General features: G+C 39.2%; 12 protein-coding genes. 4 read left to right on the forward strand and 8 right to left on the reverse strand.

Annotation, left to right across the window (positions count from 1 at the left end; genetic code table 11):
* Positions 1-531 precede the first annotated feature (531 nt).
* Positions 532-843: an MGMT family protein gene (locus tag H5161_RS03805; RefSeq protein ID WP_165724065.1), complete on the reverse strand. Its 312-nt coding sequence runs from the start codon at positions 841-843 to the stop codon at positions 532-534.
* On the reverse strand, positions 833-1,729 hold the full coding sequence (locus H5161_RS03810; protein ID WP_182712431.1) for a LysR family transcriptional regulator: 897 nt from the start codon (positions 1,727-1,729) through the stop codon (positions 833-835). Before H5161_RS03810 ends, H5161_RS03805 begins: the two co-directional genes overlap by 11 nt.
* Positions 1,730-1,851: 122 nt before the next feature.
* Between H5161_RS03810 and H5161_RS03815 the strand changes: the two genes are divergently transcribed.
* Together H5161_RS03815 and H5161_RS03820 are read left to right on the forward strand one after the other, a co-directional pair.
* Positions 1,852-2,934 (forward strand): efflux RND transporter periplasmic adaptor subunit, encoded by a 1,083-nt coding sequence (locus tag H5161_RS03815; RefSeq protein WP_165724062.1) that lies wholly within the window; start codon positions 1,852-1,854, stop codon positions 2,932-2,934.
* Positions 2,935-2,936: 2 nt separating this feature from the next.
* Positions 2,937-6,005 carry an efflux RND transporter permease subunit gene (locus tag H5161_RS03820; protein WP_182768712.1) on the forward strand — a complete coding sequence of 1,023 codons (3,069 nt, stop codon included), beginning with the start codon at positions 2,937-2,939 and terminating at the stop codon, positions 6,003-6,005.
* A gap of 109 nt (positions 6,006-6,114) precedes the next feature.
* Here the strand turns inward: H5161_RS03820 and H5161_RS03825 are convergent, their stop codons facing one another.
* The gene (locus H5161_RS03825; protein ID WP_024595073.1) at positions 6,115-6,447 is read right to left on the reverse strand and encodes a PBPRA1643 family SWIM/SEC-C metal-binding motif protein; all 333 of its coding nucleotides are present in this window, start codon (positions 6,445-6,447) and stop codon (positions 6,115-6,117) included.
* Positions 6,448-6,688: 241 nt separating this feature from the next.
* Here H5161_RS03825 and H5161_RS03830 point away from each other — a divergent pair, with 241 nt between their 5' ends.
* Positions 6,689-6,949: a MetJ regulator of methionine regulon gene (locus tag H5161_RS03830; protein ID WP_182768713.1), complete on the forward strand. Its 261-nt coding sequence runs from the start codon at positions 6,689-6,691 to the stop codon at positions 6,947-6,949.
* A 42-nt stretch (positions 6,950-6,991) separates the two neighbouring features.
* The gene (locus H5161_RS03835; RefSeq protein WP_182768714.1) at positions 6,992-7,576 is read left to right on the forward strand and encodes a hypothetical protein; all 585 of its coding nucleotides are present in this window, start codon (positions 6,992-6,994) and stop codon (positions 7,574-7,576) included.
* Positions 7,577-7,597: 21 nt separating this feature from the next.
* Here the strand turns inward: H5161_RS03835 and rluF are convergent, their stop codons facing one another.
* The 5 genes from rluF to glgC all read right to left on the reverse strand — a co-directional run bounded on the left by rluF (position 7,598) and on the right by glgC (position 14,032).
* Complete coding sequence (gene rluF / locus H5161_RS03840; RefSeq protein WP_182768715.1) at positions 7,598-8,623, reverse strand: 23S rRNA pseudouridine(2604) synthase RluF; 1,026 nt, start codon at positions 8,621-8,623, stop codon at positions 7,598-7,600.
* Between the two features lie 86 nt (positions 8,624-8,709).
* A complete protein-coding gene (locus H5161_RS03845; protein WP_182768746.1) occupies positions 8,710-9,780 on the reverse strand; it encodes a DUF418 domain-containing protein in 1,071 nt (356 codons plus the stop codon).
* Positions 9,781-9,810: 30 nt separating this feature from the next.
* A complete protein-coding gene (locus H5161_RS03850; RefSeq protein ID WP_149603661.1) occupies positions 9,811-11,025 on the reverse strand; it encodes an EAL and HDOD domain-containing protein in 1,215 nt (404 codons plus the stop codon).
* Positions 11,026-11,114: 89 nt separating this feature from the next.
* A complete protein-coding gene (locus H5161_RS03855; protein WP_182768716.1) occupies positions 11,115-12,650 on the reverse strand; it encodes a glycogen synthase in 1,536 nt (511 codons plus the stop codon).
* A gap of 80 nt (positions 12,651-12,730) precedes the next feature.
* A complete protein-coding gene (gene glgC, locus H5161_RS03860; RefSeq protein ID WP_182694922.1) occupies positions 12,731-14,032 on the reverse strand; it encodes a glucose-1-phosphate adenylyltransferase in 1,302 nt (433 codons plus the stop codon).
* Positions 14,033-14,035: the final 3 nt, after the last annotated feature.

Raw genomic sequence — 14,035 nt, forward strand, 5'->3', positions numbered from 1 at the left:
AGTTTTTAAAAAATTGTCACACTCAAAACTAAATATATACGCTTGGTCATTTCGATAATTAATAACGTACCGATGAGCATAAATCGTGTTCTTAAAACACGTTCTCAGCCACCTTTATTATAGCTTTAAGAATTTTTACTTAGCTGTATATGAGATACCTTTTAAAGCGAGCTCTTGTACCACCACGGGTATGCTCATTATTTTCTACGACAGATTGTTACTTCAAATGGTATGCCAAACCTTTATTTTTAGTGGATTGCATGAAAACGCAGGTATAAGTATGTGTGGAAGAGTTTTAGGCTCACCTCGTTGTATTTTTGATGGCTAGAAAGTAGAAAATATGCCCCTTTTTTGTAACTTTTTCATTTATCGATAATTTCGGTTAGTAAGGGGCTTGTATTGAAGATAAAACTAAATGCTCAAATATCAGGTTATTTATATGTATTGCTAAACTTCATAAATAAAAAAGTGGTCAACATGCTTGGTTTGGTAACAGTGCTTAAATACTATTATTAAGCCATTCCTTGTCTTCTACTGCCACCGGCACTCGCGCATATTCACTTTGTCGTTTTTAAACAGTACGCCTTCTGATAATAGCTTTTCGCGCTGTTCTTGATATTTTTCGCTACCTTCAAGGAATGATATTTTACCTTGGCTATTCACTACCCTGTGCCAAGGTATAACCGAGTCGTTTGGCATCATTTTTAATAAGCGCCCAACCAACCGTGAGTTTTGCGGGTAGCCCGCAAGAGCTGCAACTTGCCCGTAGCTTGCTACTTTACCTATTGGTATGCCTGCGATAACAGTATAAATAAGTGTTTCTTTATCAATATCAGCGTTCATTTAAATACGCCTCACTAAGTACTTTAAATTGCTCCCAAATAGTACGCGCTACAGGGCCGTGGTGCACTGCATGTTGTCTAAAGGCTCTAATTTGCGCGCTAAATTTATGCTCTCGGTCAGTTATGTGTATTTCTTGAAGTAAGCCTGCTTTTATTTCAGGAGCGCAGTGTTCTAGGCTCATCATTGCCCAACCTGCGCCTGAAAGTAAAAACGATTTTAAGGTCGATACATCATCAATTTTCATCATGGCGGAGCCTTTTGAGTACGATAGTCTGTCGCTGTCGATACTCAAATCACTTTCAAACATGGCTAAACACGGATACGTTTGTAGTTCGCTATAGGTGAGCCTTTGAGGAAGTACGCCTTTGGCGCTGACAATGCCAATATCGAGCCTGCCTATAGGTACGCTTTCTAAATCGCCTGTTGCATGAAATAAGTCAAACCACGGGCCAATGCCTAATTCGGCTTGCCCACTATTTACTTGCTCTAACGAAATAAAGCGCTTCCCGCTTGTTAAGCTAAATTCGGTGCTGGTAAACAATCTAAAAGTATTACTTATGATCTCGTTGTAACTCTGCGTATGGCAAAGTTGTTCGTAACAAATTCTAAATTGGGGTTCATTTCCGAGTGCCAATTCTTTAGCAAGCTGCGCTAGCTCGTCGTTGGCATGCAGAAGTTGCTGCGCCTCGCGGTGAAAAATTCGCCCTTTTTCAGTAAGCTGTAATCGGTACTTACTTCTGTCTAGCAACTCAAACCCTATTTTTTCTTCTAGATTTTTAATAGCAAGTGTAAGCGCTGGCTGCGTTTTATGTAGCTTTAGTGCTGCCCCGCTTAAGCTTGCGCTTTGCACTATGGCATCTAAAATTATTAATTGATTCAGCTTCATATAGCACTCTGCAACATTATAAGTAAAACTTATTGAGTTTCTAAAATTTTATGATTTTTATTTTATATGTTTGCAGCGTATGCTGCACTTAATTATTTTGCCATCATTGCAACGGAGAAGACATGAAACTCTTTCGTCTATGTTTTTTAACTACGACTTTACTAAGCTTAATAGCCTGTTCTGAGCCAGAACAACAAGTTAAAGAAGAGCCCATTCGCCCTGTTAAATTATTCAACATAGGTCATGATTCTCAAACTAACATTCGCAGCTTTCCTGCTGAGGTTGTTGCAAACCAAGGCTCTTACCTTGCTTTTAGGGTAAATGGAGAACTTATTAAGTTTCCTGTGCTTGCTGGTGAACACGTTGAAAAAGGTGATTTATTAGCAAAACTGGACCCTGAAGATTTTCAGTTGCAGTTTGATGAGCGCAAAGCGCGCTTTGAATTGGCAAAATCACAACTTGGCCGTATTGAGCAATTGTTTGAGAAAAAAATCACTAGCCAATCAGAATTAGATCAAGCCACTGCTAATATGCAAATTGCTGAATCTGCATTTAAAATTGCACAAACAAACCTTGAGTACAGCGAGCTACGCGCGCCATTTTCAGGCACAGTTGCAAAAGTATTTGTTAAAAACTTTGAAAACATTCAAGCCAAACAAAATATATTGCGTTTAGAAACACGCGATTTAATGGATGTAGAAATCCAAGTTCCTGAAAAAATAGTCGCTCGTTTTCAAAAAGGCACTGATTACCACCCTACTGTAAAATTCGATGGCTTTGACGATAAAGAATACACACTTGATATTAAAGAGTGGGATACCCAAGCAGACCCTGCAACACTTACCTATAAAGTTGTGTTTTCGCTACCAGTACCTGAGGACTTTAATTTACTAGCGGGTATGACGGGCAGTGTATTTATTGATTTAAGTAAAGTAACGCGCTCGCAAGTGTCTTACACAATACTGCCAATCGAATCAGTGTTTTCTGAACCTCAAGAGTCTATTAAAGATAACGCCTACGTGTGGCTTTTTGATTCAGAAACTAGCCAAGTACATAAACAAGCAGTAAAAATTGGCCAGCTACACCGCGATGGTATTGAGGTGTTAAGTGGTATTAAAGAAGGCCAAATTGTTGTTTCTGCCGGTGTGCATTCACTAAAAGAAGGCATGAAAGTAAGAGCATGGAATAAAGAGCGAGGCTTATAATTATGAGCTTTGCACAACTCTCCATAGAGAAAAAAGTAATCAGTTGGATGTTTACGCTGCTTCTATTAATTGGCGGTAGTGTATCGTATTTTGATTTAGGGCAACTAGAAGACCCTGAGTTTACGCTTAAAAAAGCCATGGTTATTACCATGTACCCTGGCGCTTCGCCGCAGCAAGTTGAAGAAGAAGTTACTTTTCCGATTGAAAACGCGATTCAGCAACTCCCTTATGTTGATTACGTTACCTCTATTTCATCTAACGGTAAGTCGCAAATCTCAGTAGAGATGAAAAGCAATTATCGTAAAGAGCAGCTTCGCCAAATTTGGGATGAAATGCGTCGAAAAATTAACGACCTCTCCCCTTCGCTTCCCAGCGGCGTTTATCCAAGTACTATTTTAGATGACTTTGCCGATGTTTACGGTGTTATGTATTCGGTAACCGGTGATGGCTACTCATATGACGAGCTTAAAGACTACGTAGACTTTTTAAAACGTGAGCTAGTCTTGGTTAAAGGCGTAAGTAAAGTAACGGTTGCAGGTGAGCAACAACCGCAAGTAATGGTTGAAGTCTCAACGCGTAAATTAGCTCAATTAGGTATTGCACCAAGTCATATATTTCAGTTACTGCAATCGCAAAATACGGTTTCTAATGCGGGTAAAATTCGCGTAGGCGATGAGTCAATTCGCTTGCACCCTACTGGCGAATTTAAAGATGTAAAAGAGCTCGAAACGCTATTAATTTCAAAACCTGGTGCAAGTGAGCTTATTTATTTAGGCGACGTAGCAAAGGTTTACAGAGAGTACGCAGAAGTACCTAACAATGTTATTCGTTATAATTCTCAGCAAGCTTTGCTTATTGGCGTGTCGTTTATGTCAGGAGTTAACGTAGTTGATGTGGGTAAACACATTGACGATCACTTAGCTTCACTTGAGTATCAACGCCCTCATGGTATTGACATAAATTCGGTATACAACCAACCACAAGAGGTTCAAAAATCGGTTGATGGTTTTATTATCAGCTTACTTGAAGCTATTGCGATTGTTATTGTAGTACTGCTGTTATTTATGGGTTTAAAAAGCGGTATTTTAATTGGTGGTATTTTACTGCTTACTGTACTGGGTACGTTTATATTTATGAAGTTGTTTGCCATCGACTTGCAACGCATATCACTTGGAGCACTTATTATTGCCCTAGGGATGCTGGTTGATAACGCAATAGTTGTAACCGAAGGGATACTAATAAACCTTAAACGTGGGCAAACAAAACTCAAAGCAGCGGTTAATATTGTTGAGCAAACAAAATGGCCCTTACTAGGTGCAACAGTCATTGCAGTCACTGCCTTTGCGCCAATTGGTTTAAGCTCTGATGCCAGTGGTGAATTTGCCGGCAGCTTGTTTTGGGTGTTGTTTATTTCGCTTTTATTAAGTTGGATAACAGCCATAACGTTAACGCCATTTTTTGCCAATTTAATGTTCAAAGAAAACGAGTTTAAAAACGAAGAAGGCCAAGAAGATGAAGACCCATACAAAGGTTTTATTTTTAACGGTTACAAAGCGATTTTAGATTTAGCGCTGCACTTTAGAAAAACCACGCTTATATTAATGGTTGTTTTACTGTGTACTGCGGTTGTTGGTTTTGGCTCTGTTAAACAGTCGTTTTTTCCTGCCTCTAATACACCTATGTTTTATGTAGATTACTGGCAAGAGCAAGGATCTGATATTCGCTCAACCCTAGAGGGCGTTAAAAAACTTGAAGAGTTTTTGCAAAAAGAAGACCTTGTTGAAGAAGTAACAAGTACAACAGGCCAAGGCGCGCCACGCTTTATGCTTACCTACGCACCAGAAAAATCATACCCCGCGTACGGGCAATTAATTATTCGTGTAGCCAACAGAGAAGCCGTAGCGACTGTAATGCAAACTGTACGTGATTACTCAAATAATCATGCACTCTCTGCACAGCTTAAAATTAAGCCAATGGAAATTGGTCCTTCTACTGATGCAAAAATAGAAGCGCGTTTTTCAGGCCCTGATCCTGTTATTTTAAGACAACTCGCTGCTAAAGCTGAAGAACTTATTGGTAACGACGATGGCGCGTACAATATTCGTGATGACTGGCGTGCACGTACTAAAATGATTCGCCCGCAGTTTAACGAGCAAAAAGCACGCCGCTTAGGTATTAGTAAATCTGACTTAGACAATGTATTACTAACAAGTTTATCGGGTAAACAAGTGGGCGTATATCGCGATGGCACGCAGTTGCTGCCTATTATTGCACGATCTCCTGCTAACGAGCGCTTAAACGTAGAAAGCGTACACGACCTTCAAATATACAGCCCAGTACTTGGTGTATTTGTACCAGTAACCCAAGTTGTAGACGAATTTGATGTGCAGTGGGAAGACAGCCTAATAATGCGCCGCGATCGCAAACGTACAATTACGATTATGGCCGATCACGATGTATTAGGGGATGAAACCCCTGCCAAACTATTTGCACGTATTCGCGGACCAATAGAAAACATGGAATTACCGCGCGGTTACGAACTAGAATGGGGCGGCGAGTTTGAATCTTCAAGCAAAGCTCAAAAAGCAATATTTGGCTCATTACCACTGGGTTACTTAGCGATGTTTGCAGTAACCGTATTACTTTTTAACTCGCTTAAGCAACCACTTGTGATTTGGGCAACGGTTCCGTTAGCTATTATCGGTGTAAGCGCGGGCTTGTTAGCTATGAATGCTCCGTTTAGTTTTATGGGACTACTTGGTTTATTAAGCTTAAGCGGTATGCTTATTAAAAACGGTATTGTATTAGTTGATCAAATAAATCTCGAATTGAGTGAAGGTAAATCGCCTTATGAAGCCGTGTTTGACTCTGGTGTGAGCCGTGTACGCCCAGTTGCTATGGCGGCTATAACTACTATTTTAGGTATGATCCCGCTGTTATTTGACGTGTTCTTCCAGTCAATGGCGGTAACGATTATGTTTGGTCTAGGCTTTGCTACAATTTTGACTCTAATTGTAGTGCCAGTACTTTACACGGTTATATTTAGAATTGATTACGAACCGCGTAAGTAGTTAAACATATAATCGGTTAACATTAAAAAATGCCACTGGCTCAAGGTCAGTGGCATTTTTATTTAATACCGATGAAAAAAGAAAGGCTACATATTTAGTTGTTAAGAAACTAACCGCAACACTTCTTATATTTTTTGCCGCTACCACATACACAAGGTGCGTTACGCTCTGGTACTTTATCAAATACTTGTGGTGTTGACTTGCTAAGCGCAAAGTCTAGTTCGCGAATATCTTCTGGTACTTCAGCTTTAACTTCAATTGAAGCAAACAGCGAATGCTCTTCTAATATTGCTTCTATTTCTGATTGTCGTGCAACTGAGTTTACAATTAGCGTTAACGGGTGTAACTCTGTGCCTGGCTTTGCAGTACGTTTTGGTGCAAATCCATTACTGTTATTTTTACCCATTATGTCGGGCTTACCCATAAAGAAAAATTTTGACATGTTACTTCTATAACCTTTCTGCATTATTAAGACGGCGCATCTTAACAGCTTACCCTTCATATAACTAAGTGTACTTGATAATGCACAATATAAATCAGGCTTTAGCGTATATACGCCTAATATAGCGACATAATGAGGCCATTTAATGGATTTAGGCAAAATTTAAATTCGAAATATAGTAAAATTATCATAACTCAACTTAGTGCCGTTTTAGTATCTAACTCAATATTATGGAAAAGCCTTGGAAAATTTTAAAACTGCGATACTAATAGCGGGCAGCATTTTTATACTTTTTGGTTATTTACGCTTTATAACTGACGATAATGGTAACGTAAACTTAAACAACTACCGATTTACAGGAGGCTTATTGCTGGTAGTTTCCGCCATGGTTGATGGTACACGCGATATAGCTAAACGCCTGCGCTCTAAAAACGCATTATCGGCGATTGCAATTTATTTAGGTATACTCTTATTTTACATTGTTTTAGCATTTAAGAGCTAATTGAAGCTTTATACAAAGCAACACTTTATAAGCGGATAACCTGTGACCTTTAAACAACTATTCAATAGCGCTCTGCTATTTTTAGCAACGGCTCCCCCACTTGCTTTACTTGCATGGGATGAACAAGCCGATCCCGCTTTTATCTCCAATGGTATGTATGACACTTTAACGTTTACGTTATTTCCTATAATGACGATAGTGCTGTCGGTAGTTTTATTTAGGCACTTATATAAAAAGTATAATAGTAACTTTGAATTTAAACATACGGTCAAAGATTATATTGATGTGCATGGGAAGTTCCGCAGCGCATTTATACCACTGTTTTTGCCTATTTTAATTTACTTATGGTTGTGGACGTCGGTATGTATTTCAGCAAAGTTACATGCCAATAAATACAGCGACAATATATGGCAGCAAGAATATCAATTACTTGAAGTAGGCACTTGCCCAACTGATTATGAATACAGTTGCTCAAAACTGACTGTGCTTGACTTAAAAAGCTACAGGAAACACAGTTTTAGATGGTATTTAGATAAGAGTAAGTTGGTGAGCTTGCAAAATAACAATATAAATTTAGTGGGCGTTACAAGCCCACTTGGCAATATAGTACAAGAAATACAGTGGTAGTAGAATACCACTTGGTGCAGATTATTTTTTTAAGCTAAGGGTACGCCCCGAGCTAGGTTTTGACTGTGACGACTTGTTCTCTTTAATACTTTTTGGCTTACCAACATACGTGGTAGAACGCTTTTGATAAGGTGCTTTACTGCGCTCATTTTTGCGCTCGCCATTAGCATTACTGCGATCAGAGTTGCGACTTGAATTTCGCTCAGTACTACGCTCGCCACTTTGTTCGCCTTTATTAAAACGGCGAGGATTTTCACCCTGAAAATCACGCTTTTTAGGAATCGACGGCGTATTATTTTCTGATTGTTTATTAGCATCAAGCGAATGTTCTTGAGTTTTACCTGAGTCAGAAATCGAGTCGTTTATTTGCGCCATTTCAGTATCAGATAAATGACGCCAATGCCCTACTTTTAAACCTTTAAGTGTTACGTTCATTATGCGCGTACGTTTTAAGGTTACAACTTCGTAGCCTAAGTATTCACACATGCGGCGTATTTGACGGTTTAAGCCTTGGGTAAGTACTATTTTAAATTCTTTAGGGGCAGTTTGTGTCACTTTACACTTTTTAGTCACCGTACCTAAAATAGGCACGCCATTGGCCATTTTTGTAACAAACTGACGATTAAGCGGTTTATCAACCGTAACAACATATTCTTTTTCGTGGTTATTACCCGCACGCAAAATTTTATTAACGATGTCGCCTTCGTTAGTTAAAAATATAAGCCCTTCAGAAGGTCTATCTAAACGCCCTATTGGAAATATACGCGTAGGATAATTTACCGCGCGAATAATATTACTTTGAATTTTACTTTCGGTAGTACACGTAATACCAACTGGTTTATTGTAAGCGATATAAACGCGCTTTGGTGTGGCTTTAAGTGGCTTGCCATCAACCAATACAACATCGGTAGCAGCAACTTTTACGCCCACTTCAGGCGAGTAGCCATTAACGCTGACACGACCTTGCTCAATATATTTATCGGCTTCGCGGCGTGAACAAAATCCTGTTTCACTAATAAATTTATTTAAACGTTTTAATTCGGTCATGGCACTTATAGCGTAGTAATTTTTAAGGCGAGTAGTGTAAACCACCCACACTATTTTTTCGCCCCTAATTTAAAATTTATAGGTGTTTAAGCATTAATTTTTGCTTTCGTTAATTTACGCCATACAAATTCAAGCGGGCCTTGGTTAAAATAGCGGCTGTATATAAAGGTAAATATGAGCTGCAGTGCAACTAATGCCGTTGCAACTAACCAGTAGTCAATACGATCAAAATTGAGCACCCAGTGCGTAAATAGCACTTTATATAACAATAATTGTATGAGTGTTTGGCTAATATATAAAGTAAATGCTAAGCGCCCCGCTTGTTGAATAAGCGTGCCAACGTGTGCGCTGTTATTGCAAAATTTAACAATTAAATGAATATACAGCGTAGCCATACCTAGCGCCGCAAACATATTTATAAATTCTTGCACCCCATATCCTAAGCTGCCATTAAGCTGTGATGCATAAAGCCTGATTCCACAAAAAACAAGGGTCATTGCACCGCAAACTATTAATTGCTGAGTCGTTAAGCCTTTACTAAAAACGTCTTGTTTATATAAATAAATGCCAATGAGCATAAGGCCCACGCACATCCACATTGTCATTATTGGCACCATAACAAGCATTAACGTGTTCATAGCAAGGTTACTAATAAAGTAATCAATATAGTGTGGGTTATATAATTCAATAAACTGTGCTGTATCGCGGTAAATTATTTCATCGGGTACGCTAGATATAACAAGTAAGGTAACCACAGCCGACAACAAGGTAAATGCAAACCCTCTTTTTAAAAGTACGTTGCTATCACTTTCTAAATATTTAATAACAAACCATCCAGATACACCGTAAACAAATAAAATATCACCGGCCCAAAGTAAAAAACCATGCGCTAAACCAAAGAGGATTAACCAATAGAGCCTGCTTTTTATTTGCACTTCAGACTTGTAACGTTGCCACTGAATGTAAAGCCCAGCACCAAAAAGCAAACTAAACAGCGTTCTAAAACGTCCGTCTACAAACACGCTGCTAAGGGTGTGAATAATTGAGTCGCTAACAGGAGGATTAGTTAAGGAGCTATACCCATATTCAAAAATGCCGAAGGCGTAAGCATTCATGTAAACAAGGCCAAGCACGGCAACGCCGCGAATAAAGTCCATATTATAATTGCGCATTAAAGCTATTATCCGTTAAATATTATTCTTATAACTGTCAGCCCAATCGACTGACTGCTGGTAAAGTGGAGGTAGTATAGCACTGTCTATATTTAGCAAAAGTACAGCTTGTTCAAGTGCCCACCAGCTTCCTGTTTCATATGCTTTAACAACGTTCAAAATATAATAAAGTGTGTTTTTGTCCCCTAATAATGCCGTTTTTATTTCATCAGGGAAAGGTAACTTTTCAACAAGCAAGCTCATTGGTTGATCAAGGATTGCATCTAGTAACGAGAATAACCCTGTTAAAAATGCTTCGCCTGACTGACTTTTATTAACCTTTTTTGCCACAAGCTCACAAAAACGAGCACGTACAACACACACTTGCATTAGCTCTGCAGGTTTTTTACCCGCTGTATGAGCAGTAACAATAAGGCTCACAAACTTTTTAAGGCGTTCGTGTCCTAAATACACGAGCGCTTGCTTTAATGACGATATTTGGCTTTGTATAGGAAACACACCGCTGTTTATTAATCTCAGTAACTTATATGCGAGTGCAGCATCTAGCTCAAACAGGCTTGCGATTGTTTTAATGTCAGGGCTTTGCTTCATTATTTCTGCGTAAATAGCGACGACTAAACCATAATTATAATCAATGTCGTTTTGCTTGATCATGGTAGGCTTTGCAAAAAAATAGCCTTGAAAATAATCAAACCCCATATCAAAGGCAAGCTCATAGTCTTCTTGTGTTTCTATTTTTTCGGCTAGTATTTTTATTTGTTTATGCGCTTGTAACTTAGTAACTATGGGCTGTATTTCGCTAAGAGGTGTAATTGCAATATCAAATTTAATGAGCTTCACAAGCTTTAGAAAACGATCCCATTGTGGTTTATATACAAAATCATCGAGCGCGAGTTTGTAGTTACTATGAAATAAACCTCGGCATAGCTCATAGTTGTCGTCGGTAGGTTCTATGGTTTCGAGCAACTCAATCACAACGTCTTGGCATGGTAAGAAAGCACATAAATCGAGTTTTAATGATTCAGGTCCTATATTTATAAGCGCTTTTTTGCCTGATGTAATATGGCGTGTACCTAAATTTAATTGATTTTCCATAATAAGCCTTGCTGTTGCTTGGCCTTCTGCAATATCTGGAAAATAATTTTTTGGACTATCACGAAAAAGTAGCTCATAGGCTACTACTTTTTTACTTCGATTGAATATTGCTTGCCTTGCAACAAATACAGACACATTACCTACTTCTTAGCTTTTATATAATACTAAGTAATTAAACCCTAAGCAGGTAGATTTGTCACTAAACTTTAAAGTACAGAAACGATTTACCGGTATAAGGTTGTTATATAATCAGTTGCCACTTGTGGCCACGAAAAACGCATTTGCTCTGCGCTGTGCTTAATTTTATGCCACTTTTTAGGATTTTGCTTTTTAATTAAGAGAGTTTCGTCTAAACAGCTAATTAAATTACGCGTTTGCGTTGCCAACGTGTCTCCATTAAAGCTAAAACCATTTTCGTGGTGTTTAACAGTATCTTTTAATCCGCCAACACTGTGTACTAAACACGGTTGCCCCGCTCGCATTGCTAGCATTTGGCTAATACCACACGGTTCAAACGAGCTTGGCATTAAAAATAAGTCACCTAATTGATACATTAAATCGCCAACACCTTGCCCATACCCCTTTAAAAATAAAAGATTGGAATTACGCGCCATTGCTTTGGTAAATATGCTTTCGAGCTCTTTGTCACCCGAGCCGAGAATAATAAGTCTGCCGTTATGTTCATTAATTAATTGGCACACTTTATCAATAGCTAAAACCCCATTAACCTGCTGGCACAATAACAACACTTTTTGCTCAGTAAGACGGCCAACGCTTGTAACTAATGGACCGTTATTAACCGTTGCTTTAAATTGTTGTAGTCGTTGGTGGGCAATATAGTAACCACTTTGTAACTGCTCGTAATTGGTCATCCAACCAAACAAAGTACTCTCAGCTTGGCTATAAAAATCAGCGAGAGTTGCTCCTTCAAGTGCATTGCTTGGATATTCGCAGCCATTTAAAATACCAACAAGCTTGCCTTGGCTTGCTGCATTTTGCAGATCTTGCTCAAGCCCTTCGCCACCAAAAAAACCATGTTCGTAATTACTAGGTTCAAGAACCTCTTGGCTATAAGTTGGCGATACAACATGTATTTTATCGCATAGATTTATTGCACTGCGCATGGGATTAAAACAATGAGGGTAACGCGGGTCGCATAATTGCTGGCCATTATAACTAAGTGATGGAAACCACGCCTCTAAGCTTGAATCATCATGTTTGAAAGGCCTAATACCTTGCAGTGCAATATTATGCACTGTGAAGGCAATGGGTAAGGTATTAAGTGAGCTATAACGTGGCTCAAACTTAAGTAAAACTGCAACGCAGGCACTGTGCCAATCATGTAAATGCAGCGCTGTAGGGCGCTTTAATACACCTTGTAATAACGCTTCGCAGACGGCTGCGTTAAATAGAGCAAATTTAGTCGCATCAGTTGCAAAAGGCCTCCCCGGTGCATCATTACAATATACACTGCCTGATTCACTAAATAACGGGTGGCTAATAACAATTTGGCTTACATTATTTTGGGCTTGTTGTACTTTAAAAATGGTTAATACATGGGGTTGAGCATTAAATGCAACGGTTACTTCACCTATATAAATACGCTCAAGCGGCTCAAACCCGTAATCAGGAATAACAACATCAACCGTTATACCTTGCTTTGCGAGAGCCTTAGGTGCATCGCGTACTACATCTGCCACACCGCCTACTTTTGCGCCTGGTAACGCGTCATTTTCTGCTGCAACCATTAATACATGCATTAATTTATTATTTCCTTTAAACCTGTGTGAGCTTGCTCACAAATGAGCAAGCTATGTTGTCGTGCTTATCTAACTTGTTGTTACGCTAGCTTTTTATTTTCTCGCGCTTGGCGTTCTAACTTTTTTGCAAGCTCAGTGAGCATATCACGTGTAACAAGAACGATACCTTTTTTAGATACTCTAAAGCCGTTTTCTTCATCTGTTTTTTTGTCAAAACCTATTTCAAGACCTGCCGGTATTTCACAGCTTCTATCTATTATTGCGCGTTTAATTTTACAACCTCGGTTTATAACCGCACCGGGTAAAATCACCGACTGCTCAATGGTACAAAATGAGCGAACGTGAACGTTAGAAAACAACAGGGATTTTCTAACCGCAGAGCCCGAAATAATACACCCACCCGAGACTGTTGAGTCTAAAGCCATACCACGTCTATCTTCATCATCAAAAATAAACTTAGCAGGTGGTAGTTGCTCTTGATAAGTCCATATTGGCCACGTTGGATCGTATAAATCAAGTTGTGGTTCTGGCATTACCAGTTCCATATTAGCTTCCCAGAACGAATCAAGCGTACCTACATCTCGCCAATAAGGTTGCCCTTCTTGGTTTGGATCTCTAAATGGGAAGGCAAACACATTATGCTCTTCTATAATCGCTGGAATAATATCGTGACCAAAATCGCGTCCAGAGCCTTCATTTTCAGAATCTTTTTTAAGTTGCTCAAACAAAAATTCAGTATTAAAAATGTAGTTCCCCATTGATGCTAAACATGTACCTGGCTTGCCGGGTACGGAGCTCGGCATTGCTGGTTTTTCATCAAAACGACACACTCTACTTTCTTCATCAACGGTCATTACACCAAACGTGTCTGCGGCTTCCTCTACTGGGACTTCAATACAACACACAGTCATATCTGCGCCTTTTTGCACATGTTCAGCCAATAAAGCACCATAGTCCATACGGTACACATGATCTCCAGACAAAATCATCACATATTTAGGAAGCTCGTGACGAATAATATCTATGTTTTGAAAAACAGCATCTGCGGTTCCACAATACCAATCATCACCTTGGCGCTGAGATGCAGGTAGTATTTCAACCGACTCTCCTAGCTCTTTTTTAAAGTGCCCCCATGCGCGGTTTACATGGCGTATTAATGAATGTGATTTATATTGTGTAGCAATACCAACACGTCTCACACCCGAGTTAATGCAGTTTGATAGTGGAAAATCGATAATTCGATGTTTACCACCAAAGTAAACTGCTGGCTTTGCTCGCCAATCGGTTAACTCATGCAGGCGAGAACCGCGACCGCCTGCCAGTATTAACGCGTAAGTTTCTCTGGTTAGGCTACTTATGTAGCGATTTGCATAATTAGGCATAAT

Origin of the sequence: Pseudoalteromonas sp. SG43-5 (genome assembly GCF_014164345.1) — a bacterium.
GTDB classification, from domain to species: Bacteria; Pseudomonadota; Gammaproteobacteria; order Enterobacterales; family Alteromonadaceae; genus Pseudoalteromonas; species Pseudoalteromonas distincta.